Source organism: Saliterribacillus persicus (assembly GCF_003337485.1).
In the GTDB taxonomy this organism is placed as follows: domain Bacteria; phylum Bacillota; class Bacilli; order Bacillales; family Amphibacillaceae; genus Saliterribacillus; species Saliterribacillus persicus.
Genome location: NZ_QPJJ01000010.1, coordinates 114,192 through 140,537, shown reverse-complemented (window position 1 = coordinate 140,537; position 26,346 = coordinate 114,192). Strand labels below are relative to the sequence as shown.

Here is a 26,346-nt window from a genome sequence, read left to right as displayed (position 1 = left end):
GTATACCAGAAAGTTGTCGCATACCAAGTAAGAAGTAATCCAATCATAGCATGAGCCCAGACCTGAATGATAGGTGTGGGCTATTTGACGCTTACCCCAATGTTATTTAATTGGAATTCTCCTAACCGATCTGGAGGTTTGTAAAATGAATACATATATTGGTGATATTATAGAGGGTGTACCTTCTGTATCCGTAGATACCCAAAATAATAAGGTGAATGACATTTTTAATAAAAATATAAAGTTGCAAGGTATTGTTGTTGTAAATGGCAACATTCCTATTGGTCTTATTTCAAGAACACTATTTTATGAAAAAATGGGATCTATGTATGGGTATAACTTGTATATGGGGAGATCAGTAGAACTATTAATGAGCAAATCCCCACTTATTGTTGATTACTATACCTCTATTGTTACTGTGAGTGAGCTCGCTATGAAAAGAAATGAAGAAGAAATTTATGATTATCTCATTGTAACGAAGGATCAGAATCTGTTTGGAGTGGTCAGCATACGTAATCTTTTAATTACATTTGCAAAAATCCAAACAGAGCTTGCGAGCGTTCTCAACCCCCTTTCAAAATTACCTGGAAACTCTGTTATTAATGAAAAGTTAACAGAAATCCTATTAGAACAACAATATAGTATTCTATATATTGATTTAGATTGTTTTAAAACCTATAACGATACATATGGATTTAAAAAAGGAGATGAACTCCTTCTCGAACTTGCAAAAATATTAAAAGAAAACGTTGAAAAAAATGATGGATTTCTTGGTCATGTAGGTGGGGATGACTTTATAGCTATCTTCAACCACTTTTGCATAGAGGCTGTTTGCGAAAGTATCATTAAACAATTCGATTTGTTAAAAAACAAATTTTATTATAGTGATCACATAATGAAACAGTACGTTATTTCAGAAAATCGAAAAGGAGAAAAGGAAAGAATTCCGCTTGTATCTATTTCCATTGCTGTTGTAACCAATCAAAAGGAAAACTTTCAAAACATTGACGAACTAGTGTTTGAAACTACTAAAATGAAGAAAATTTGTAAATCAAACCCACAAAGTTGCTTTTATGTTAACTCCGGTTGCTGCGGGGAAAGTTATTCTTATGCTATGATCAACAGTATGATATAAGAGTCAGTGAAAATATCATATTTCTTAAAAAAATAAAAACTATGTAGCGATAAATAGAAAAGTGAATGATGTTAACATTTTGCTAATGCAATCCAATAAAAAATGGTAAATCCCCTGTGAAGATGTTTCAGACAAAGTTCAACAAAATCTTGATATACCGAAGTTTCGTAACACTGAGTTAAAGATATTCCACACTCTTACCTTAGGATCGGCATGATGTAATCTGCCCCTATAAGCCTAGGTACATAAGGGATTCTGAGTTACTTGCTAACAAAATGCTAATATAGTGTAAAATATTTGGAGGCTTCTCATAAATTTTTGAAACTTCTGAGAAGCCTTTTTATAACCTACAGCAAATTGATATAAAGGGGCAATTAAAAGCGTCAAATAGACCAGACCTGAATAATAGGTGTGGTTTATTTGACGCTTATAATCATATCAATTAGTTAATTTTTATTTAACACAAACTCAAAATCATTAATTAGACTAGACAGTTCAGAAAATGATTTTTTAATAGTTTCATTGTTGATCTCGATGTTCAGATCTTTTAAAAAGTCTTCAAAGTCCTCATACTGACTTATTTTTCGCAAAGAAATAACGTATTTTTTCAAAAACCTTTTATCAATTAAAAGGTTGTTCACTATTTCTATGCCGAGTAGGAAAGCTAAAGAATAGTTAAACGAATAGAAAGGAGTAAAGAGGTGTGGAATTCTTAAAAAACCAAAAGCTTCCTCGCTATTTTCTATATTAGTATTTATATAGTAGTTACGTAAATGTTGTTTGTAAAGTTCTTTTAAGTGATATGGTTCGAAATAAGCAGTGTTAGGAATTTTTGTATGTATATCTATTTCAAATTCTGTAAACATTACTTGAGAAAAGATATTCTCTCTAAAAAATTCTATATAATACTCAATGTACATTCCTTTTTCCTCTATAGTGTTTGCATTATTTAAGAGATATTTCAAGACTATTAATTCTGTGACAATTGCGTTTACTTCGGAAAGTATGGTAATGACTTTTCTATCTCCATCATCCAAGTCATTACTAATGTAATGACCTATCTCATGAGCTAATGTAAAAAGACTATCCAAATCTGAATGATAGTTAGTTAATAAATACGAGCCAATATTATTATTTATTTTTACACAATACGCGCCCGGATATTTCTCTTTCTTTGGAAGTATGTCGAACCTTCCCTCTTTTAACCCTTTATCTATGTTTTTAGTAATTTCATCTCCTAAAAATTTTACACTATTGTGTATAATGTAAAATGCTTTTTCAATATCTATTTTTTCTGAAGGGTTTATGTAGAAGGGTAAGTCATAAGGCTCTAGTGTAGTAACCTGCAAAAATTCCTTTTTTATGGTTAATAATCTTTCCAATAAATAAATGTGTTCTTTAGTACCTGATATTACTTGATAAATTATATCCTTTTGAAAGGTGATATTATTTGTTTGGTAATTATCTCGAATAAAGTCTATCATCATATATGATAAACGTTCATAGTTCTCAATATAAGGAGTATATAATTGTTGAAAGGCCTTATTCCTATGATTCCTGTTTTTTGAATTTGCTATTTCTTGTTCTAAGTAAGGCTTACTAACAGCATCTTCCCTCTCGGGTATAGGCGATTTGAAAGTGAAATTACTGACAACTTCTTTATAATTCAAAGAGTGATATGAGTTTGATTTTTTAGTTTTAGAGAAGTTTATATTATTCCTTGCTAGTAAATTCTGATGAAATACTATAGCTTTTTTATAGTTCTCTTTTAAATTAGTTACCTCCTTTTCAATATAATCATGTTCTCCGATATCTTTTAGCAATCTATAATAAAGTTTTAAGTTATTGAAATTTTTATTAATATTAGAAATTTTAAGAATGACCTCTTTTTTTGAATGAGTTGTATAAAGGGAAGCAATATCGTTTTTTAAGTCTGAAAGGAAATCACTTTTATACTTTGTTAGACCACATACATCCCAATAATAACTGTTAGCATTTAACATAATAAACTCCTTCCTATTCTATAGTATATAGTTTATCAAACAGCGCGAAGGGTTTACCTTAGATTAATCACTCTAATACTGAAGAATCCATTTTAGAAACGTTTGGTAAGTTTCTTAGTCGTCCACTTATTAGCCAATTAACCCCTAAGAGTGAAATCATTATCCCGTTCACAAGTAATATTAAAATCGGATTGAATAAATCTGATACTAATCCACTTAACACAGAGCCTATAGGCATAGCTAGTGTTATAAGACTAAATGTAAGTGTAGTGATACGGGCAATCATATCTTCGTTGGGTAATATTTGAAACAAGGTTGAATAAATTACGTTTGTGGCACCAATAGGTAATCCTGATAATAAAAGGAAAATACAAGTTAGGATTATGGAGTGAGAACTTGAAATTGACATTAAAATCCAAAATACCCCAGATAATAGATAGCCGAACCCCATCATGTAACCCACATCTACTTTTGAACTAATAGAATTTGAAAATACTGATCCGATCATCATCCCCCCCGAAAAACATGCCATCAATAAACCGTAAAGCCAGGATTCACCTCCGAGGTTCACAGATAGAGCAGGAAAAATAATAGTTACACCGGAAAAAACAAAATTAATTATTACTAAAGGAACAATCATTTTTAGAAATAAGGGCTTCTTAAAAGTATTAAACCCTTCTTTAAGATCATTCAAATATTGTTTGATTTTGTATTTTCCATCTTCACATTCAGCATAATTATCACTTGTCTGTTGGGCTTTTACTTTTGAAGGAATCTTAATAAATGAAAATAAAAATAGTACTATGAGCAGTAAAAATATATCCATGAAAAATATGGCCGTAATACTAAATACACTAATTAAAATACCTGCTAATGCGTTAAACGCTAAATCTGTTCCTTGTTTTGCTATTGAGAAAAAGGAGTTAGCTTTTACCAAATCATCTTTTTCTACAATAGCAGGTAAAAGAGCAGTTTCTGCAGGGTAAGTAAATTCAGTAAATAAAGCTACAAAGAATACTATCGCTAATAGAGTAACTATGTGAATAGTATTACTTAACTCCATTATGGGAATTGAAAGAAGTAATAGTGCCTGCATTACCGTAGAAAATATTAAAAGATTACGCTTATTTATCTTATCAATTAATGGGCCGTATAAGAATCCAAGCATTTCAGGTGTTAATATTAGAGCACCTGCTATACCTGTATAGAGTGAAGATCCTGTCATCTCAAAAACCATCCACATTATAGTTATATAGTAAATACTATCCACTATATTGGTTAAAAACCTACCACCAAGAAGCAGAGAAAAATTTTTGTTTAATAAAACCCTGTTTAATTTTGTCATTTTCCATGCTCCCCTTATCAATACTAATTTTCAAATAATTGCATAATATCACATTATTAGAAATAAAGTCAAAAAAAAGAAAAATTTAACAATTTGTCTTTACCACATGAATTTAGTATGTTAATTTAGAGTTGTGTTTTGGAAGGAGGTGGAAAAAATGGAGGATAAGGAACTAAATATCCAAAATAAGGAAATCGATCTTTCAATGATTGAAGATGCGCTATCCCCGGACGTAAGTGAAGAAGATGCAGCACAATTCCAACTAATGGGCGATAAAGTCTATTAATTTGGAATAAAAGAGAAGAAATGATTTTTATGGAAAAATAAGGTTTTAACTAAATTTAGCGTAAGGAGGTGTGATGCATGGATAATAAGGAACTTAATATTGAAAATAAGGAAATCGATCTTTCGATGATTGAAGATGCGCTATCCCCGGATGTAAGTGAGGAAGATGCAGCACAATTTCAACTAATGGGTGATAAGGTGTATTAACAAATAAAGGGACATACTTTCATGTCCCTTTATTCACATTGTTTAAATATAAGATTAGAGCGAGGAGTATTAGTTAATATGAAAACAGATTTTGATGTAATTGTAGTAGGCGGTGGTCCAGCTGGATTATACGCTAGTACAGTATTGCAAAAAGGAATTCCTACCCAAAATAAAAGTGAAAAACTAAGAGTCGCACTATTTGATCAAGGTAACTTAGGTGGGCTTGCTAAATTTGGATATATCACATTCTCAAAAAGATGGTCGTTTTCAGGATCTAAAATAATCTCTGCCTTATATAAGGAAATAGTGGAGGCAGGGGTAAACATACATGATAATACTCCAATTACGTCAGTAAAGTATGATGAAATTAGTGACGTGGTTAATGTATCTAGTAACGATAAAGTTTATACGTCTAAATACGTTATAATTACTTCAGGAATATTCCCTAATCCGGAGGCAATGCTACATAAAAATATTTTGTTGGGGCTTCATACTCCTGAGAAAATGCTAAATGATATTAAACGAAAAGATTGGAAATCTGTACTAATCTATGGATCAGATAACAATGCTATAAATAAGTTAAAACAAAACCTAGCTAGCTTGGATAAAAGTATTGAATATGGAACAAAGTTGCAGAACCTTCATCTTGAGAGTAATTATTGGGAACAAGGCAAGCATAAGCTACCAGGTATTTACAAAAGTACATTCGAAAAATGGGATGGCATGTTGATAGATTATAATGCTTATAAAGTTATTAATGGGACTACTAGCTTAATAGAACTAGATAATGCAGTAAAGACAGAACAAGGATATATATTAACTAATCATTTTGGGAAGACAAACTGTGAAAGAATATACGCTGCTGGAAACGTTGCAAATGTTATATCAGGTGTTTTGATAGCTTTATCCTCTGCGTTGACAGCTGCATTAACAGTAGGACGGTTGTTTAATGATCGTGTTATTTCAGAACCTACAGGGAGATTTCCTTGGTTTCCTAGAGAATTTTCATGGGAAGAATCATGGCTGCCTTACTTAGAGGATCAAGAAGAATTAACTTCATTTGGTAATTCGGGTGAATACAAGAAAAGAAAAGCTTCTAAACTGAAATAGGTTGGAAATTTATTATGAAGTATCCTAAAGTAAATAAAGATTTTTTTGAAGATATACTAAAAGTTGAAACTCCTGCTATTGTATACAACCTAAATATCCTAGATGAAATAGTTGCTATGTTAGAGAGGGATATTGGCTTTTGTTCAAACCTATTTCTAAGTTTCTCATTAAAAGCTAATAGAAATGTTGGGATAAATAAGTTCTTGGCAACTAAAGGATTGGGTGCGGATGTAGCTTCAATGGAAGAATTAAAAGTAGCTATTAAATCAAATTATAGAAACATTTATTGCCATGCACCTGGATTTGGGAAAAAGGAAATAGAATATGTATATAATCACAATTTAATTTTTGATTTCAACACCTTGTCTCAAGTTGTTCAATCTCTAGAAACCATAAGAGGGAAATATATTGGCTTAAGGGTCAAAGTTCCCTTTGATACTTCAAAAAGTGAGTCATATTGTGAATTAAGTAGGTTTGGAATAGATTTACAAAAATGTCCTAAAGAAGTTTTCTATGAAAATAATTTAGTAATTAGTCATATACATGTTCACACTGGAGAAAAAAATATAGAAGATTTTGAACATACACTCGATTTTCTTAAAAGTGAATTGGAGCATAATACCCTGCTAAAAAATACTGAAGTCGTAAATTTAGGCGGTGGAATTACAAGGTTATACTTAGAAGAAAAAGAGTTGGAAACTTTCTGGGGTATGGTGAAAAAATTTGCAGAAGATGTTAAAAAAAGAGGTATAAAAGTAATTTTAGAACCCGGAATGCTTCTAACAATGATTTCTGGTTTTTTAATTACACAAGTAGTCACTTCTGATTTAATTACTGAAAATTTAAATAATGTAATTATGGATAGTTCACGATTTAATCTTTTTCAGTGGGGTAATACTCGTCCTTTGTACACAACAAGTAAAAATATAAGCGTAAAACATAATGTGTTTGGTCCATCTTGTTATGAAAATGATATATTTGCAAAGAAAACTCCATTACCAAGATTGGAAGTGGGTGACAAATTAGTATTATCATCTGCAGGAGCTTATGTCGTAAGTATGCAAAGGACACTTCACGGTATTCAAGGGCCAAAAGAATATATATATTATAATAATTATTTAGACCAAGGTGATAAGTATGAATTATCAAGAAATTGAAGAGAACCTCTTGCAAGAAAAAGCTTTGTTGAGGAAAGTTGCAGATGATCTAGGTTATCCTTGGGATTTTCCTGATTTCTCTAACGATAGTCTTATTTTATTTGAAAAAGAGTTACAAAATTTAGCTCAAAAAATTCGTGAATATTGGATTGATAAAGGTATCGATGCAGTGAAATATATGTACAAATCTCCAGATAAGTATAAAAGTTATTATACCCACTATGGTTCCGAAGTTAAGTATGGTTATGAAAGATGCTTAGAACCAGATTTTTTGGAAGAAAGAATTCATGAAGTTTATTCTGAATGGACTGGCTTTACGTTGCTTTTTTCTAGTGCAATGTCTTCAATAACCACGGTTTTAAATATGATTAATAAAGTTTTAAACAAGAAAATGGTGAACGGATGTTTTGTAGGTGGGTATTTTGAATCTTATAATTTATTCAATAATTATAATATATTTGGAACTAAAATTGATATTGTTAACGATACCTTTCATCTGATAAAAGAGAATGTAGAAGAGCTAGATTTTTATATTATCGAACCTGTAAAATACAATTTGGAATTAGATATAACTGATTTAGAAGATTTATTAGATAAATTGAATAATATGGAGAGTAATAAAGCAGTATTTTTAATTATTGATATTACTTTACTTGGGAATTCATTCGACAAACAAAGTATTTTAAATGCTTTATTTCATAAAGGAAATATTCTTGTTTTTTTCGTGAAGTCTGGGATAAAGCTAGACCAAAATGGATTTGAGTTTGCAAATTGTGGGATGTTAAGCATGTATGCTTCAATTGAACAGTATAATTTAGTGCGAAAATTAGAGGGATATTTAAAATCTTTTAGAGCAACTACCGGTGTAGGAATTAGTGGGAAAGATTTAAGCCTGTTGGACTTTCCTAGTTTCGGTAAAGACAAAGTTCATTCTGAAAAAATATTGTATAATACCTCTGTATTAGCTAAAGAAATAAAGTTAGAGAATGATTTTATTTTTCAACACATCGCCCACCCTACCTATAAAAGTGAGTTGAGTTATGCAAAGAGTCCCATGGTTTTTCTAAGGGTTAACACCTCTGAAGAAAGTGATTGTAAGTTTATAATTGACTATATAAGAGAAAAGATAAAAGAGATTACTTTATCAATTGAAGTAGGGAATAGTTTTGGATTTAGACAAACAAGGGTTGAGTATATTAAAACACTAGAAAAGGATCCAAAATTCATTATAAAAATAGCTCCGGGAAGTTATAGGGGACTAATCTTCTATAAGATAATAGATACAATAAATTATATATCAAATTTTCATAGAATAAGTGAGTTGAAAAAAATTTAGTGTTGCAATTATAAATAGTGTAAAAAAAGGTCTAAAGTCGCTTAAATTCTTTTTATTATTTCAACTGTTTACTTGACAGGGGGAAGTTCATATGTCAAGGCTTCTCCTTTTTTACAAATATAAAGTAGCTAACATAATCCCCAATGATTCTTGGTAAATCTCCTCAAACTGAGATATAGGCAGTGGATTTACGCCCATACCTAATTCAACCGTATAACCTGGTCTCTGAAATTCTTGTATAAACCAGTCTTTATAGCCAGCGAAACTATCTACATATTGGATTGGTTGGTAACCACTTATTCGACTAAATTCTTCTACGATCGTCTGTGATTGTGGTGGTTCTAACCCTTGAAAACCCCAATAAATAACTTCACCCTGGGTATGAAAGGCATTCATGATTTCGAATGGGCGTTGCTGTGCTAACTGTGCCATAGCAATAGCTTCAGGCTCTGTTAATGGTTGATATCCCGGGAAGTCACGCGGTTGGGGTGACGTCGGTTTACGCGCTGCTTCCGTGTCCCATAATGCGGGGTATTGGTTGTTTAGATCAACTCCATTTATATTCGCCTTCCATCCTGAGAAATCGGTACTGCCATCATTTAGAGTTAGTACAGAATCTCGTAAATTACCTGCTGCCTCTGCCCCGTTTAGAACCAGATCTACACCATCAGGATTTACCATAGGAACCAAAGATAATGTATTAGTTTCAAAAAAAGGTAACAGGTTCAGTCCACGAATGGATGCGTTATTTGTTAATGCTAATGCATACTCATTGATAAAACGCATAATTACTGGAGTAGTTATCCATTCATTCGCATGAAAAGAGCCGTTTATATGCTTTTGGCGGTTGCCAGCGCCAATTTGCAATTCGATAATATCTTTTTCTAAAATGGATTTTCCAATGATTTGTTGTCTAATAAATGGGTAGATAGTAACTAATTGTTGAATATCTTCCAGCATTTTTTGATAGGAATAATTATTTGCATTAGAGAATACAAGATTGGTAACCCTTCGCGGTAACAGAAGGGTTTGACCGATTTGTAGTTGGGTAGGTTGAATGGTGGGATTAAGTAATAATAAGGCGTCCACTGGTAATACACTAGTTTGAGCGATACGCCAAAGTGTGTCATTTGCCTTAATCGAGTATGATTGAAGCACAAAACCAGGTATATCAACATCTTGACCAATCATAAGTAGATTTGGATTTAATTGTGGGTTGGATGCTTGTATTAAGGGGAGAGGTATTTGAAACAATTGACTGAAATACCATAAGGAGTCGCCTTGTCGAACACTAACCTTCATTTGATTTCCCTCCGATCTTAGACACTATTTCATCATATGAAGAAGATAAAAGATTCATGTATAAAAGCATATCAAGAAAATATTTTTCCTTTAAAGGATAGTTTATATATACGATAATAGAGGTATATCATATTATTTTAATGATTAGCTTTATAATACTTACTTCGTTGTGGAAGTGTGATAAGTGTGCATTAAATGCCCGTCATTTTCTAGAGATCTGAATATTAAGCCAAACGATCATGGAAAGTGTCAGTGTGATGCTAATGTTAAATTAAAGTAAATAACTTATTGTGCAATAGAAGTTTTGTCTTAGAAGATTTTAGGTATTAATATAACTAGGAAATAGATAGGAGCTCAGAAATACCTTTTACAAATATTTGATTAAGATCTGTTTAGAAGGTATATTCAGAGCAATGATGCTATACTCCGTTTAACTATATGTTTCAGTGAGAGAGGTGAAGCAAATGTTCGAACATATTAATCAGAAAAAACAACTTCTAGATGCAAATCGACCGTTACCTAAATATACAGTAAAAAGCTTACATGAAAAGTTATTACTTGAATGGACATATAATACAAATGCAATTGAAGGAAACTCGTTAACTATCAACGAAACGAAGGTAGTTCTAGAAGGAATTACTGTTGGTGGCAAGACGCTACGTGAACATTTAGAGGTTATTAATCATCGGGATGCAATTCACTTTGTGGAGGAGATTGTACAAAAGGATGAACCTTTGTCGGAGTGGCAAATTAAGAATATACATAGGCTTGTACTAAAAGGAATTGATGATGCATATGCAGGTGTATATCGGGATCAACAAGTTTTTATTGCTGGTGCTAAACATATACCCCCAGCGCCCTTTCTTATAAAAGAAGAGATCGAGCACCTTATGGCCTGGTATGAACAAGCGGAAACACAAAAATTACATCCGATTGCTCGCGGAGCTATGCTTCATGCTATTTTTGTGGGGATCCACCCCTTTATTGATGGAAATGGTCGTACATCACGTTTGTTATTAAATTTAGAACTCATGATATATGGTTTTCCGCCAATTGTTATTAAAGTAGAAAATCGATTAGCTTATTATGAAGCATTAGATAAAGCACATACAAAAAGAGAATATGATGACTTCATTAAGCTAGTTGCGGACGAAGTAGATGATTCGTTAAACCTATATTTAAGTGCAATAAATAGTAACGCATAATTAAAAGAAGCCCTTAAAATTTTTGATATATATAGCATCTCAAAAATTCAGAAGCTTCTCACTAGTTTTTTAACTTTTGAGAAGCTTTTGTTGTTGGGGTTAGCAGTCTTGGATATTCAAAATAAACCTCAAGCATGGTAAAAGAAAAATTAGATAATATTTGGTACATACAATCGAAATAAACTAGGGTATTCAAATGTCCAATATATCATAGAAGGAAGAGGAACTGACTTGAGTTCAAAATAAAATATTGGTATTGTTAGGCTATTATATATGTCCACCTATTAATTTCATTTAACCCATTCTGGTTATTGCTTAGTTATTTGGTGAAAAAGTTGGAGGCTTCTCTTGTATTCTATAAAAAATATAGTTAAAAAAATGACATTTAAACATATCCTTTTTTACGCCTTAATCCTCTTTAGTTTTGTTGCTAGTCTAGTGTTTGTTCATAATAATTATTCTTATTATGAACGACCAATAGTTGAAGTAACTAAGGTGGATCTGGAAAGTAAAAATAAAATAATAGATTTATGGAACAATGAAGATTTCCAATTCACACAGTCTTTAATTGCTGAGGTAAAGAATGGAAAAGAAAAAGGTGAGAATGTCCATTTAGAAAATGACTATTCATTATCCAAAGGTTATGATCATGAGTTTCAAGTGGGAGACGAACTATTTATTACATTTGATGCTGATATGGAAGGTAATGAAGGTTTAACTGGAACTATATTAGACGTTAAACGAGATAAATATCTTCTTATTGTTTCATGGATATTTATTTTCATATTACTCATAGTAGGGAAAAAACAAGGGTTATTCTCTATTGTTAGTTTAGTGATCAATGCGCTGCTTTTATCATATGCTTTAGATATTTATGTGAATAATGCTGAAATAAGTTTACTGTTGATTTGCAGTATAAGTGTTATTTTGTTTACTGTGATTTCACTGGTGTTAGTTAATGGATGGAATGAAAAAACACATGCTGCCATTATTGCAACCCTGTTAGGAGTTTTCATTACTCTATTCATTTCTTATTTAGCCCTACGAGTTACTTCTGGCGAGGGATTGAGGTATGAAGAATTACAATTTATTACTAGACCCTATGAAGTCGTGTTTTTGGCAGGATTATTCCTCGGATCATTAGGTGCTGTCATGGACGTAGCCATAACAATGTCATCTTCTATTTTTGGATTATATGAAAAGAATAATAACATATCAATTAAAGCAATAATCAAATCAGGAATGGAAATAGGAAAAGATATAATGGGAACCATGACAAATATCTTGCTCTTTGCCTATGTAAGTGGTTCTATTCCGATTCTTATGCTTTATTTTAAGAATGCGTATCCATTCGGAGAAACGCTTACTATGAATCTCTCTTTAGAATTGGCTCGAGCTTTAGCAGGTGGTATCGGGGTAGTTTTAACGATTCCATTGGGCTTGTATACGACTATTTTCTTTGTTAAGAGAAAGAGGGCAAAATCATCATGAATGTACTAGTATTACTGGCAGCTATTTTATTTATATTAATGATCATTATTGGTGGAAGAAAAGGTTTAAGGTCTTTTATAGCTTTGTTTCTCAACTTTGGTGTCATTATCGTTACCGTTTTGTTGATGAATGATCCTAATGTCAATCCGATTATCTTAACCTTAATTGCTTGCGTAATTATTAGCTGGATTAGCCTTTTTTATATCAATGAAGTGAACAAGAAAACAAAGACAGCCTTTCTATCTTCTATTATATCTACAATTTTTTTACTATTGTTTATTCTTTTTATTACGGATAAGGCAATGATTCAAGGTTTCGGTGAAGAAGAAATAATGGAACTTAGTATTTTTTCTTTTTATATCGGTGTGGATTTTGTTAAAATTGCCGCTTCTGTCATTATAATGAGTACAATTGGTGCCATTACAGATACGGCCATTGCTATTTCTTCACCCATGAATGAGATATACTATCATAATCCAGATATTAGTAGAGAAGAATTATTCAAGGCTGGCCTAAATATCGGAAGAGATATATTAGGGACGAGTGCTAATACACTTTTTTTTGCATTCTTTGGAGGCTATTTAGCATTGCTGATCTGGTTTAAAGATTTATCGTATTCACTTGGGGAAATTGTTAATTCGAAAATATTCAATGCTGAGATGATAACCATACTTTGTGCTGGAATGGGTGTGACTCTTGTTATTCCTATTACTTCTTGGATTACGGCATATATTTTAGTGGAAAAAAACAAAAATACTAGTAAACAAATGTAATGAGTATAAAAATGATACTAACGAATCTGATGAGCACATTGGAAAAAGCCTTGTCATGCAACAATTGGTGCTAAACAAAAGATTGATAACCTAAGAGTAAATTACTTAAAGCTTTCTGGATAAGATCTTGACTCAATTCATAGTAGTGAATTTGATGCAATCATTGGTATTTCAACACTAAATTGAAGAGATTTTTGAAGGTCCATTAACTTGTATTCAGTCAATGTTAAACAATTTAGGGATCCCTGAATTCGAATATGATTGAACCAATGAACATAATCAAAAAGTTCAAGGTCAAGTTCGTGGTGGTTAGGAAAATAAGCCACTTTGACAAACTCTGCTTTGATGGTCTTAAACGTAGCTTTTGCAACGGCATTACCATAAAGCGTGCCCTTTGCGCTCAATAAACACGCAATACCGAACTAAACATTTCCGATCTTTGATCAATAAGTTGGTGGTAAACTCACTCCCTATCTCCGAACGTTTAAACATTTTTTCACCCCCTTCGAAATTACTATGTTAAGTATGTAAATCTCAACTCTCTCTGTCCATTTATTAGATAAGCATCAAAAAGAATCCAATAGAATGAAAACGCACTATTACTTTATATATTCTTCACAAAACACGGCACAAAACTTAACATCCCCTTAATATTTTTCTCGATTTTGTGTGATAGAATATGAGTTGCTTAAATGGAATATACAGGGAGGTAACAAATGAGACATCTACCAATTCGAAAGTTTTTTAGTAGTTTTCTAGTAGCTATATTAATTCTAGCAAGCTTTTCAAATGCGTTTATTCCAGTAGTAAACGCAGAGGAAAATGGAGAACCTCTTACAGTAGCAGAGGCTCTTGAATTAGAACATGGGACGGGTGTGACATTAGAGGGATACATAGTAGAACCAACTAACGGTCAATATGCTATAAAAGTAGCGGACTCGGTTGAAGATACTTCTACTACAATTGTAGTTAAACTTGAACCTAACCAAAGAGATGCATTTAGTCCGGAGAATAATTCTGATGCTCTAGGTAAAGAAATTCTTGTTACCGGTGAACGGGATACTTACTCTAACCAAGAATCAATCGAGTATGTATCTAGTATTGAGTTCGTAGATTCTACTGGATCAGATGAAGACTTTCTTACTGTTTCAAAAACCCTCGAATTAGAACAAGGGGTTGAGGCGACAGTTAAAGGCTTTATAGTAGAAGGCTTGAATGGAATCTATGCCATGAAATTGTCTGACTCGGTTGAGGATACATCCACTACATTAAATGTGAAATTAGAAGTAGATCAAAGAGATATATTCAGTCCAGAGCTTAATCCGAATGCATTGGGACAAGAAGTCATTGTTACTGGTGAAACTGGAGAATATTATGGTGAACAGGCTCTAGAGAATGTATCAAGCATTGAATTTGTAGATCCATCCGTACCATCAGAACCCGAAGAGCCTGAAGAACCAATAGACGCAATTGACATTTCTGATGCTCGCGCATTAGGGGATGGGCAGCTCGCGACGATAGAAGGGACTGTGCTTGCAAGTCCTAGTGCTATCGGAAATGGTCAATATAATACGTATATTCAAGATAATACAGCAGGTATCAATATATTTTCATATGAACAAGGTGATTTTCCTTCATTAAATAAGGGGGATAAAGTAAAAGTTTCAGGTGAGCTAGAAACCTATAATGGTCTAAAAGAAATCTTACCAAGTACAGTTGAAATTATTGATCAAGACCAATCTTTACCTGAACCTCAGTTGATTACATTAGCTGAAATGACAGATGGATCAACCGCTGAAAAATATGAGGGTGAATTAGTGGAGGTAAACGGATATATTACTAATATTCCGGATAGCCCAGCTGGTGGTGGTTATAATATTTCCATTGTGGATGAGGACTTTAATGGGACAACCTTACGTGTCATGGAGGGCTCATTAGATATCTCAGCCTTAGAAGAAGGGAACTGGTATGATGTGACTGCTATTATGAGTCAATATAATTCCTATCAGCTAATCCCAACTGAAGCTAGTGATATAACACTTGCAGACGAACAACCAGAAGCACCAACTGCAGCTGGTGAATATACGTCAACGGTTATGTATGTAACAGACGGGGATACTATCCGTTTAGAAACACCAGTACTAGGTGCTGATCGTGTTCGGTTTGTAAATATTGATACACCAGAAACAGACATGGGATCAGCAAATGGAGCTCATGGTGATAACCAAGATCAACACGGTGATGCTGCGACAGAATATTTGCAGACATTATTGCCTGAAGGCGAAGAAGTAACACTGAAAATCGGCTCAGAACCAACGGACCCATACGGTCGCTTGTTAGCGCAAGTGATTAATAAAGATGGGATTAATACTAACTTAGAAATGGTAAAACAAGGATATGCATCTTCTTACTTCATATGGCCGGTAGGTAACGAAGAAGAATATGAGACATATCAAGCAGCTACAAGAGAAGCGAAAGATAACGAACGAGGTATTTGGGATCCAGCAGATCCATTAATTGAACAACCATTTGAATATCGCGCTATTCTTGAAGGCGGAGATTTTAGTAGATATGTGGGACATTCAGATACGAAAGAGTATGTAGAACCCTTAGAATGGGCAGAAGTACCAGTAGATAAACGTATTTTCTTTGCGAGTGCCCAAGAAGCAGAGGCGCAAGGGTATACAGCGGTAGATGATGAAGGATCCGATCCTGTCGATCCCCCGTCAGCAAATATACTAGAATTACAATTATTAAGCATGAACGATCTTCATGGAAAGATTGATCAAGAGTATGAACTTGATCTTGATGGAGACGGTGAGGTGGATGGCATGTTCGGACGCATGGATTACACATCAGCGTTCATCAAAGATCGTGCTGAGGATAATCCGAATACATTAATTGTCCATGCCGGCGACATGATTGGTGGAAGTTCACCAGTTTCAGGTCTATATCAAGATGAACCTACTGTAGAAATTATGGAAGAGATTGGTTTTGATTTTGGTACAGTTGGTAATCATGAGTTTGATGAAGGTACGGATGAATTGTTACGTATGGTTAATGGTGGGGAACACCCTGAAGGTTTAGGGACTGCCGATTACGATGGCATGAATTTTGATAACCTTTGTGCGAACTGTGTCTATAAAGATTCTGGCGAAACGATTTTACCTCCTTACGCTGTTGCAGAAGTGGACGGAGAAAAGATTGGCTTTATCGGTGTCAACACACAAGCTTCTGCAAATATGGTAATGCCAGCAGGAATCGAAGATATTGAATTTACTGACGAAGCTACTGCAGTAAATGAAGCTGTTGCAGAGTTACAAGCAGATGGTGTGGAAGCAATTGTTGTCTTAGCGCATATGCCAGCTACTCAAAATGACTCATCCGCAACCGGTGATTCAGCAAATTTAGCCAACAATGTTGATGATGCAGTTGATATTATCTACGCTGCTCACAATCACGAAGTGGTTGACGCGATAGTAGATAATAAGTTAATCGTACAAGCATCAGAATACGGCAAAGCTTTTGCTGACGTTGATATCGAGATTGACCGTGAAACAGGAGATATTGTAAATAAAGAAGCTGAAATCGTATTTGTTGATCAAAGTGAAATGGAACCTGATCCAGCTGTTACAGGCATCTTGGAAAAGTATGACGATTTAATTTCTGACAAGATGAATGAAGTATTAGGGTATAACGCTAATACCATGACAGGCAGCTATACAGGGGATGGCGACCACGGATTAGGTAATTTAATTGCAGACGCAATGAAATGGTCAATGGATAGTGACTTCGCAATGATGAATGGTGGAGGGATTAGAGACCACTTATTAGAAGGTGAAGTGACATGGGGAGAATTATATAATGTCATGCCTTTTGGTAACACATTAATGGAGTTTGAAGTAACAGGTGCAGATATATACGACATTATAGATGAACAAATATCTGCTCAATATGGACCTGACTACAGTGTTAGTGGATTGAAGTATACATGGGATTCTTCAACATTTGAAGCTATCGATATTATGTTTATGGATGGAACACTCATTGATGAAGATGAAACGTACACTTTAGCTGTTAATAACTATATGGGTACTTCAGCGGGGCCAATTAAAGACCTTGGCAAGAATGAAATAATGGGTCCTGTCGACTTAGATTCTTTTGTAAATTATGTAAAACACCTAGATACTACAGAAGAAAATCCAATTAATATTGGACCTGAAGGACGTATTGTTGAAGTTGATACAGGATCTGGTGATGAATTAGGTGAAGTAACCATTGCAGACGCTCGTGATGCAGAACCTGGTACTGAAGTTACTGTAGAAGGCATTGTCACAACAACTCCAGGAGCATGGGGAAGCGATGGATTTTATATGCAAGATGAAACAGGTGGCACTTACGTATTTGGCGATGAAAGTGTGAATGTAGGAGATACTGTAAAGCTTACAGCTAAAACTGCAAGCTATAACGGTGAATTCCAATTATCAAGTGTCTCTGAGCTAGTGATTACAGGTAGTACCGATATTCCAACTCCAATTGTATTATCACCAGCAGGTATTGATGATTCAAATCAAGGGGAATTAGTGATACTTAAAGGTGCAAAGATATCAGGCCTTGAAGAAGTGAACGATTATGGGACATTCGAGTTTACAGCTACGAAGGATGGCGAAACTATTCTTGTTCGTGTAGATAATCGTACCGGACTAGCATTCTCTAACTTTACATTTGAAGATGGAGATATAGTGGATGTTTCCGGTATTTCTAGCGTGTTTAATGGTGTATATCAATTAAAGCCAACAAAAGCGGCTGATATTGTAGAGCACATTGAAGAGCCAGAACCAGAAGAACAGGAACAAGTTGTAATAAAGCCTGCCGTTTCTAACGGAAAAGCTACTATTGATACAGCTAATATAGACAAAGTTAAAGACCAGGGTGAATTAATTGTTGATGTAGAAGAGGAAGAAGAAATAGAATTAGAGCTTACAACTGATCAAATTAAAAAACTTAAACTAAAAGATGCTAAATTAATAATTAGTGCTAAATTAACAAGTCTTTCTATACCTTCTAGTGTACTTCCGGATGGTGATGTTACGATCAAAGTAAAAGAAGTAACTGATGTAGAAGGTGCTATTGGTAAGGTGTTCGACTTCACTATTAACGGAGGAGAAGTTCATGAGTTTAGTGAACCAGTTACATTGAAGTTCTTCGTTGGGGAACTGGAAAATGAAAATGTTGAAGTTCGTTACTATAATGAAGAGATGGGCGAATGGAAATCTATCGGAGGAACATACTCAGATGGTACGGTAACAGCTGAAACAGAACACTTTAGTATTTTTGGGGTATTTGAAATTGCTGAAGGTGAAGAAATACCAGGGACTGGCGATGATAATGATTCTGGTGATGAATCAGAAGAAACACCAGGTGAAACAGGTAGCGAAGATTCAAGTGATGGGTCAGATGAATCAGATGAATCAGATGAAACCCCAGGCGAAACAGATAGCGAAGATTCAAGTGGAGGGTCAGTTGTTGAAAAAGAAAGTGGCGATTCTTTAGATGAAAAGTTGCCTGAAACTGCGTCTAATATGTTCAATTTATTACTATTAGGTAGTATGTTTATACTAGCAGGATTGCTCTTCTACTATTATCAAAGAAGAAGAATAATCTAAAATTAAGTGAATTTAAAAGAGGATGGACCCTAAGTATAACTGCGGGTTCATCCTCTTTTTTCATTTATTGATTTAGGGATTGCCTAAACGTAGGAAACATATAATGTTTAGCGCCATAAATAACAGTATCAATAATTAACAAAAACGCTTGGACCACACTACCATTTCATTTTATCAAAAAAGAAGGTATGCCATGTGAAAGGATATGAACAATTTAACGCACAATTGGAATTGTAAGTATCAAATGATATAGGATTTGATGATATCTCTATTTGCGATAGCTGGATTAGACTTGATTTCAGGAATTTTTAATGATGAGAAATGGGGAAAACTCGATTTTTGACTATAATATTCCCATTAAACCTAAAAGAGAATGCGTAGAAGTGTATCATCAGAATCTTCTAAAGTAAACTTCATCGTTTATCCCTACCCGATGAATTAATTTTTCACTAATTGATAGCTAATAACCCAATTATAATAAGTATTTGCGAATGTATACAGTATTTATCTTATCATGGATTTAGGTTTTTATTTCAAAATCCTTGCAGTTTTTCTATAGTAATTCTGTTCATTAAAATTGGAAAAATCATGACAATTTCTGGTGTAAAACATGACAGATCTGGTACCATTTTTTAGTTGCAATCAGAATTGCAAAATACTAACTTTTTGCTAATGCAATACATTAAAAAATGATTAAATATTGTTAAAGATGTTACAGGTGAAAATCAACGAAACCCTGATATACCATACTTTTAGCTCCCTCCGTTAAAGATATTACACACTCTCACCTTATGGTTGGCATGATCTGATAATGTCAAAACTTTTCTGTGAATGGCTAGCTTACTGATGTAATTCGTGAATGGCTTACTTTTGCAGATCCAAACGATAAATTTATAATTTTGCATAGTCTCTCATTAGTCAAAGAACTTTTGAAAGGCTTTTTGTAGTTTAAATAAGGTAGAGGAAATTAATGTTCCTAGTTGATGTTTAATCTATGGAATCTGGCCAAGATGAGGTTACTAAAATTGTAGAATTTGTAATTAATTAACAGTATAATGGAATTACAAAAGGGCTTTAAATGGGAATTTTGAGGTGAATATAATGAAAAAGAAAAGAACAATTAGCTTAATATGCGCTTTGATTTTGCTGCTTGCTTCTGGATATTTTTTAAAAGATTATATTAAAGATAGTAACGAATCTGAGAAGTACACTGGAGAAAGCCTTGTCATTGGAACAATAGGTGCTAAACAAAAGGTTGATAACCCAAGAGTAAAGTATGTAGAGCTTTCTATAGAAGATCTTGACGCAATTCACACTAGTGAATATGATGCCATCATACTATCTGGTGAATCAGTGTTTAAAGAAGCATCTAAAAACATTTACACCGATACCTTTAACAAATTAAGAATACCAGTCTTCTTTTTAGAATTATTTAAACCTTATACGATTTTCACATCTAAAAATTACACTTATGATGATGCAGGTACATATGATTTTTTAGGTGCAACTCAAGGAATCCTAAACAAAGAAGATGGAAGTATTCTAAAATGGTCAATTAATGTACATGAAGCTTCTAAAAATTCCATTGACCAAATCAGGTATACAGAAATATTTAATATAGTAGACCAACTATAGGTTTTGGTTGCTTGAAATCAATCAAAAGTTGAAGGATATGCAGATTATAATCGAAAAATAAAGCCGATTACAACTCAATATTCATCCGCCAAAAGTTATATAATTACCTTCGCGACCATCAACAAGTAAGATACTATAATTATTTATCGCAGGTTGGAAAAATACTCTTTTATATTGCTTCAACTTTAACTTACGACAAGTATTCATATTCTAGCAACACAAAACATATCTGATATAAATATAAAATATACAGTGAGAGGCGCTCCATTAAGTTACTGCACTTAATGGAGCGCCTCTTCTACTTTTAAGTTTCGACTACTGATCTACTTTAAACTATTCCATTAATGAAATACTAATAATTTTACCTCAAAAGAATCTATCGTAGCGTAATAGGTCTAGCTATTATATTCTATCGATATTCTGAAGGTATTTATCGATGACGCTTATTTACTTTTTAGTAATTCTAAGTGACGCGCATTATCAAGTGGTAGTGCCCCCATTAGACTCATCCCCCACTCCCAACATGCTTGGAGATGTATCAGCCTTGTTCTATAAACAATAAAGCCACTTTTCTATTTGTTTGTTGCCATACCTTTTTGAAAGAGAATGGTTAATTCGTGAATTAACTGGTTCCATTCTTCCGTACTATTAGGATGAGAAGCATTCATTTTAGAAGCGAAATTATCTTTTTTATTACTTGCTGGCACTTAAGGCATAAAAAAAACTGAATGAGTAGTATTAAATTAATCGAAAGTAAAAAATCCAGTACTTTATCAACTAACATTTTCCTTAATAACTAACGTATTTTGTTATCCTAGAAGACGCTTTTGATCCAATTTTCCATTGACAACTAAGCAAAGAGTGTATATCCTTAATAATGATAATCATTATCAAATGGAGAAAGGAGTTCGCCATTCGAATATTCACCTTTTATAAATGAACTGATTTTTCTTAATCATAACCAGTTTACTTTGTTCAAGAAGGTATATTGCTTCAACAAGAAGAATAGCAATAGCATTTTTTTGATAGTACTTTTACATAATAGTCGTTCTCTATAATGTTTACTCAGAAATAACAGAATTTTTAAAATACAATTGATGATAAGGAAGGGTAAAAATGTTTACAAAACAAAAAATCTCATTATTATTTATTATTTTGACAGTAATTACTATTTTCATAGCTGGTTGTTCTGCGCAGCAATCAAGTGAAACAAATGCAAATGAAGCGGAAAATGCCGAAGCGGCAGAAACTGAGACAAGCGAATCTGAAGGTGCTGATTCAGAATATCCAATCAAAATGGAACACGCTTTTGGCGAAACGGTTATTGATAGTAAACCTGAGAGTGTAGCTACCGTACAATGGGCAAATCATGATGTTGCTCTTGCACTGGGAGTTGTGCCAGTTGGTTTTTCAGCAGCAAATTATGGTGTAGAGGATGATAGCGGGCTTTTACCCTGGACAGCTGAAAAGCTTGACGAGCTTGGTGTAGATGATCCTAATATCTTTCAAGATACAGATGGCCTTGATTTTGAAGCTATTTCTGATTCCAACCCAGATGTCATTCTAGCAGCGTACTCTGGTATTACGCAGGAAGACTATGATCTTCTTAGTCAAATCGCTCCGGTTGTCGCATATGAGAATGGCCCTTGGTTAACCACTTGGCGAGAACAAGTTATGTTAAACGCAACAGGTATGGGAATGAAGGAAGAGGGAGAACAACTAATTAAAGAAACAGAGAATTTAATTCAAGAAAAAGCAAGCGAATACCCAGAAATGCAAGGTAAAAAAGTAGTCTGGGTTAATTTCTCAGCAAATGATATGTCTGAATTACATCTTTATACAGATACAGATCCTCGTGGTGCATTTTTAGAGGAGCTTGGAATGGAATATCCAGAAAGTGTTACGAACGAAATAACAGATCCCTCAAGCTATTCTTTAAGCTTAAGTGCAGAAAATGCTGATATTCTTAACGATGCTGATATCCTTATTGGATATGGTGATGAAACCTTATACGAAGCTGTTAAAGCTGATCCGGTGTTAGGCAAAATTCCAGCAATTGAAAGAGGGTCCGTTGTATCTATCGGGAATGGCACCCCTATGGCGGCATCTGGAAACCCTAACCCACTTTCAATAGCTTATACCATTGATGATTATTTGGAATTAATTAAAGGAGCTATTTCAAAGATAGATGAGTAGTTCCACAGATTCTGCAAACTCAATCAACTATCGGTTTAATTCATTTGCTCCAAGGAATTTTACGTTAGTATTAGTGATTTGCGGTGTCTTGCTTTTTGTATGCGTGTTGGCATCTCTCGCCTTCGGTTCTCGACTTGTTAGTTGGAATGAATTGATTGATGGATTATTTCATAGTAATACAGATTCGTATGGAGCAAATGTAGTTCGTAAGAGGGTTTCTCGAACTGTTTTTAGTTTATTTTGTGGTGCTGCACTCGGTGTATCGGGTGCTCTCATGCAAGCGGTCACCCGTAATCCTATTGCGGACCCTAGCATTCTGGGTGTGAACACAGGTGCATCCTTATTTGTTGTCTCTGGTATTGCCTTTTTTAACATAAGTACTGCCAATCAATTTATCTGGTTCGCTTTAGCTGGAGCTGCAATTACTGCTGTTTTTGTATTCGGAATTGGTTCTATGGGGCGTGGCGGTGCTACACCACTTAAACTGGTTTTGGCGGGAGCTGCTACTAGTGCAGCTTTGTCCTCACTAGTGACAGCCATCATGCTCCCGCGCTCTTATGTCATGGATCAATTTAGGTTTTGGCAAGTAGGAAGTGTGGGTTCAGGTAGTTGGGATTCCATTATTACTTTTTTGCCATTTTTAATTATCGGAATGTTGTTAGGGATTTTTTCAGCCTCAGCACTTAATGCATTGGCACTGGGAGATGAGATGGCCACAGTTTTAGGAATTAAAACTAGTATGTTAAGGCTAATTGCAGCAGTTGCAGCTGTCCTTTTGTGCGGTGCCACTACTGCACTTGCAGGTCCGATTGGCTTTATCGGACTTTTATCTGCCCATGCTATACGTCTTATGCTTGGACCTGATCTTCGATATATAATTCCGTTGTCTGCTATTTCAGGAGCGATTATTCTGACTATATCCGATGTAATCGGAAGACTACTCGGTAGTCCAGGTGAGCTTGAAGTTGGTGTCGTAACAGCATTTATAGGCGCTCCATTACTAATCATTTTAGCTATGAAATTGAAAGTGCGATCACTATGATAAATAATAATTCTGTTAAATTTATAATGGCGGGTAGGCGTAAAAGACGTCGCCGCTGGATTCTTGTTACTGGATTACTTGCGGGCCTAGCATTTATTCTTTGCTGGACCATGCTTTTGTTAGGTAACACGATTTATCCGGTTAATGAGGTTATAAGGGTCCTTTTAGGTGAAGAACTGAATGGGGTTTCTTTTGCTGTGAATACCATACGCCTACCAAGGATGTTGACGGGTCTTCTTGCCGGATTTGCTTTTGGGATTGCCGGAAATACTTTTCAAACGATGCTCCGAAATCCACTTGCAAGCCCAGACGTAATTGGCATTACCGCTGGATCGAGCGCAGCTGCAGTTTTTTGTATATTAATTCTTCATACTAGCGGTGCTGTTGTTTCCATTGCTTCCGTTATTGCTGGACTAGCAACCGTACTACTAATTTATATATTTTCTAGAGGCAGGACTTTTTCAATCGGCCGTTTGATCTTAGTTGGAATTGGTATACAGGCTATGCTCAACGCTTTAATATCTTATCTTCTGTTAGTTGGTGCCCAGCAAGATATTCCCGCAGCGCTGAGGTGGCTCAGTGGCAGCCTTAATGGTTCCCAAATGCATGAACTTCCACCTCTTAGTGTTACAGTGTTAATTTTCGCTCCTATTATCATCATGCTTGGAAAACATTTAAGTATGTTAGAGCTTGGAGAACAAATGGCCACTTCTCTCGGGATAAATACGGACAAAACACGAATTTTACTAATTGTTAGTGCGGTTACTATGATTGCACTTGCTACAGCTACAACAGGTCCAATTGCATTTGTTGCGTTTCTATCTGGACCGATCGCCAAAAGATTGGTTGGTGTTGGCCTTTCAAACGCCATTCCCGCAGGACTCGTTGGCGTTAATTTGGTTTTAGCTGGCGACTTAATTGGACAATTCGCTTTTGATGTTAGATATCCAGTTGGGATTATAACTGGAATACTAGGGGCGCCATATCTGCTCTTCTTGTTAATCCGAATGAATCGAAAAGGAGATTTATAATGAAAGCAACGCATGTTTTTGAGGCTGAAAATACAGTAGCAGGTTATGATAATGAAATGATTATCCAAGGTGTTAGCCTTGTTATTCCAAGTAATAAAATAAGCGTAATTATCGGAGCAAACGCCTGTGGAAAATCAACGCTACTTAAAACAATGGCGAGACTTATCAAGCCTGCAAGTGGAAATGTCACGTTAGATGGGAGGCCCATCGGCAAGATCCCTTCAAAACAATTAGCCCGGGTTTTAGGTTTGCTACCACAATCTCCTATTGTGCCAGAAGGTATTTCTGTAGCGGATTTAGTTGGACGAGGACGATTCCCACATCAATCCTTGCTTAGAGGATGGACACAAAAAGATTACGAAGCAGTTGCAGAAGCTATGGATCTTATGGATATAACAGCACTTGCAAATCAAAGTATTGACGAGCTTTCTGGTGGCCAAAGACAGCGTGTTTGGATCGCAATGGCTTTGGCTCAGCAAACAGACATTTTATTTCTTGATGAACCAACGACCTTTTTAGATATTACCTATCAGATAGAAATTCTTGATTTGCTTACAGATCTTAATCGGAAGCATGGAACGACGATTGTAATGGTTCTTCATGATATAAACTTATCAGCACGTTATGCAGATTATATTTTTGCGTTGCAAAAGGGAAGACTTTTAGCAGAGGGTGATCCGTCTAAAGTTATTACAAGCCCATTAGTTAAAGATATCTTTGGACTTGAATGTACCGTTATCAAGGATCCTGTTTCGGGCTCTCCATCTGTGGTGCCTATAGGACGTTACCATGTGAATCATGAAATAAGCCCTTAATTTTTGAAAATATAGAATAGCCAAGAGCGTTTTCGAACAAAGATTTTATTTTGTCGAAAGCGTTCTTTTCTTTCAGCCTGTTTAGTTAAGAGATGCTTGTTTAAAAGTTAATAATATATTTTTTAAGAAGTTCTATGTCTTTCTATAGAGTTGTTTTGAAAACATTACGCAATAAATCGTAATAATTCCTATTTACTTTTTAAAAAATAAAGGTTACAATATAAAAACGTAATCATTACGATTTGTGGTAACTGACTAACTCTTAATGAAGAAAGTACAGGTGCCTATGATGGTTCTTACCCCCAAACCGTTTTAGTTATATAAATTTGTGCGAACATTTCCTTTTTTCAAGAAATAAAGATAATTCTAAATTTGGATGACGTGTTTAACAAGAAAATCAAAATTCATCTATGTGTGAATAGAGATGAAAAAATTTTTTGCTTTAAATCGTAATGATTACGCTTTGATACAAGAATATAACATACATGCCTTTCAATGTATACATAATGTAAGCTCAATTATTAGGAGTTATGACAGGAGTATTGTTAAAACTGTTGAGTGTAAAAAATAACTTCATCATGGGGGGATAAGCATAAATTGGTGAATTATTAT

General features: G+C 34.4%; 19 protein-coding genes and 1 pseudogene. 16 read left to right on the top strand and 4 right to left on the bottom strand.

Going from position 1 to position 26,346, the window contains the following annotated elements:
- The first annotated feature begins 145 nt into the window (after window positions 1-145).
- Complete coding sequence (locus tag DFR57_RS12585) at window positions 146-1,135, top strand: GGDEF domain-containing protein (RefSeq protein ID WP_114353561.1); 990 nt, start codon at window positions 146-148, stop codon at window positions 1,133-1,135.
- A 446-nt stretch (window positions 1,136-1,581) separates the two neighbouring features.
- On the opposite strand, the gene DFR57_RS12580 is transcribed toward DFR57_RS12585, so the two are convergent.
- Together DFR57_RS12580 and DFR57_RS12575 are read right to left on the bottom strand one after the other, a co-directional pair.
- On the bottom strand, window positions 1,582-3,138 hold the full coding sequence (locus DFR57_RS12580; protein ID WP_114353560.1) for a M3 family metallopeptidase: 1,557 nt from the start codon (window positions 3,136-3,138) through the stop codon (window positions 1,582-1,584).
- 67 nt (window positions 3,139-3,205) lie between these two features.
- Window positions 3,206-4,483 (bottom strand): MFS transporter, encoded by a 1,278-nt coding sequence (locus tag DFR57_RS12575; protein WP_114353559.1) that lies wholly within the window; start codon window positions 4,481-4,483, stop codon window positions 3,206-3,208.
- Between the two features lie 157 nt (window positions 4,484-4,640).
- On the opposite strand from DFR57_RS12575, the gene DFR57_RS18595 reads away from it, so the two are divergent.
- The 5 genes from DFR57_RS18595 (at window position 4,641) to DFR57_RS12560 (ending at window position 8,578) form a co-directional block, all read left to right on the top strand.
- Window positions 4,641-4,769, top strand: a complete 129-nt coding sequence (locus DFR57_RS18595) for a hypothetical protein (RefSeq protein WP_281270494.1) — start codon at window positions 4,641-4,643, stop codon at window positions 4,767-4,769.
- A gap of 77 nt (window positions 4,770-4,846) precedes the next feature.
- Window positions 4,847-4,975 (top strand): hypothetical protein, encoded by a 129-nt coding sequence (locus DFR57_RS18590; RefSeq protein ID WP_281270493.1) that lies wholly within the window; start codon window positions 4,847-4,849, stop codon window positions 4,973-4,975.
- A gap of 78 nt (window positions 4,976-5,053) precedes the next feature.
- Complete coding sequence (locus tag DFR57_RS12570; RefSeq protein WP_170132977.1) at window positions 5,054-6,085, top strand: FAD-dependent oxidoreductase; 1,032 nt, start codon at window positions 5,054-5,056, stop codon at window positions 6,083-6,085.
- A gap of 14 nt (window positions 6,086-6,099) precedes the next feature.
- Window positions 6,100-7,242 carry a hypothetical protein gene (locus tag DFR57_RS12565; RefSeq protein ID WP_114353557.1) on the top strand — a complete coding sequence of 381 codons (1,143 nt, stop codon included), beginning with the start codon at window positions 6,100-6,102 and terminating at the stop codon, window positions 7,240-7,242.
- Window positions 7,223-8,578 (top strand): hypothetical protein, encoded by a 1,356-nt coding sequence (locus DFR57_RS12560; RefSeq protein WP_114353556.1) that lies wholly within the window; start codon window positions 7,223-7,225, stop codon window positions 8,576-8,578. The genes DFR57_RS12565 and DFR57_RS12560 overlap by 20 nt, the downstream gene beginning before the upstream one ends.
- A gap of 111 nt (window positions 8,579-8,689) precedes the next feature.
- Here the strand turns inward: DFR57_RS12560 and DFR57_RS12555 are convergent, their stop codons facing one another.
- Window positions 8,690-9,880: a M14 family metallopeptidase gene (locus DFR57_RS12555; RefSeq protein WP_114353555.1), complete on the bottom strand. Its 1,191-nt coding sequence runs from the start codon at window positions 9,878-9,880 to the stop codon at window positions 8,690-8,692.
- A gap of 464 nt (window positions 9,881-10,344) precedes the next feature.
- On the opposite strand from DFR57_RS12555, the gene DFR57_RS12550 reads away from it, so the two are divergent.
- From DFR57_RS12550 to DFR57_RS12540, 3 genes are all read left to right on the top strand, one after another.
- The gene (locus DFR57_RS12550) at window positions 10,345-11,085 is read left to right on the top strand and encodes a Fic family protein (protein WP_114353554.1); all 741 of its coding nucleotides are present in this window, start codon (window positions 10,345-10,347) and stop codon (window positions 11,083-11,085) included.
- Between the two features lie 378 nt (window positions 11,086-11,463).
- The gene (locus DFR57_RS12545; protein WP_114353569.1) at window positions 11,464-12,576 is read left to right on the top strand and encodes a YibE/F family protein; all 1,113 of its coding nucleotides are present in this window, start codon (window positions 11,464-11,466) and stop codon (window positions 12,574-12,576) included.
- The gene (locus DFR57_RS12540) at window positions 12,573-13,349 is read left to right on the top strand and encodes a YibE/F family protein (protein WP_114353553.1); all 777 of its coding nucleotides are present in this window, start codon (window positions 12,573-12,575) and stop codon (window positions 13,347-13,349) included. The genes DFR57_RS12545 and DFR57_RS12540 overlap by 4 nt, the downstream gene beginning before the upstream one ends.
- Window positions 13,350-13,546: 197 nt before the next feature.
- On the opposite strand, the pseudogene DFR57_RS12535 reads toward DFR57_RS12540, so the two are convergent.
- Window positions 13,547-13,771, bottom strand: a pseudogene (locus DFR57_RS12535) (IS3 family transposase); the annotation flags it as partial.
- 294 nt (window positions 13,772-14,065) lie between these two features.
- Between DFR57_RS12535 and DFR57_RS12530 the strand changes: the two are divergent.
- From DFR57_RS12530 to DFR57_RS12505, 7 genes are all read left to right on the top strand, one after another.
- The gene (locus DFR57_RS12530) at window positions 14,066-19,015 is read left to right on the top strand and encodes a 5'-nucleotidase C-terminal domain-containing protein (RefSeq protein ID WP_245937463.1); all 4,950 of its coding nucleotides are present in this window, start codon (window positions 14,066-14,068) and stop codon (window positions 19,013-19,015) included.
- A gap of 1,101 nt (window positions 19,016-20,116) precedes the next feature.
- The gene (locus DFR57_RS12525; RefSeq protein ID WP_114353552.1) at window positions 20,117-20,650 is read left to right on the top strand and encodes a hypothetical protein; all 534 of its coding nucleotides are present in this window, start codon (window positions 20,117-20,119) and stop codon (window positions 20,648-20,650) included.
- A 436-nt stretch (window positions 20,651-21,086) separates the two neighbouring features.
- Window positions 21,087-21,212, top strand: a complete 126-nt coding sequence (locus tag DFR57_RS18585; RefSeq protein ID WP_281270492.1) for a hypothetical protein — start codon at window positions 21,087-21,089, stop codon at window positions 21,210-21,212.
- 554 nt (window positions 21,213-21,766) lie between these two features.
- Complete coding sequence (locus tag DFR57_RS12520) at window positions 21,767-22,846, top strand: iron-siderophore ABC transporter substrate-binding protein (protein ID WP_114353551.1); 1,080 nt, start codon at window positions 21,767-21,769, stop codon at window positions 22,844-22,846.
- Window positions 22,839-23,888: a FecCD family ABC transporter permease gene (locus DFR57_RS12515; RefSeq protein WP_114353550.1), complete on the top strand. Its 1,050-nt coding sequence runs from the start codon at window positions 22,839-22,841 to the stop codon at window positions 23,886-23,888. Before DFR57_RS12520 ends, DFR57_RS12515 begins: the two co-directional genes overlap by 8 nt.
- On the top strand, window positions 23,885-24,919 hold the full coding sequence (locus DFR57_RS12510; protein ID WP_425450969.1) for a FecCD family ABC transporter permease: 1,035 nt from the start codon (window positions 23,885-23,887) through the stop codon (window positions 24,917-24,919). Before DFR57_RS12515 ends, DFR57_RS12510 begins: the two co-directional genes overlap by 4 nt.
- Window positions 24,919-25,734, top strand: coding sequence for an ABC transporter ATP-binding protein (locus DFR57_RS12505; protein ID WP_114353549.1), 816 nt, complete (start codon window positions 24,919-24,921; stop codon window positions 25,732-25,734). The genes DFR57_RS12510 and DFR57_RS12505 overlap by 1 nt, the downstream gene beginning before the upstream one ends.
- Window positions 25,735-26,346 lie beyond the last annotated feature (612 nt).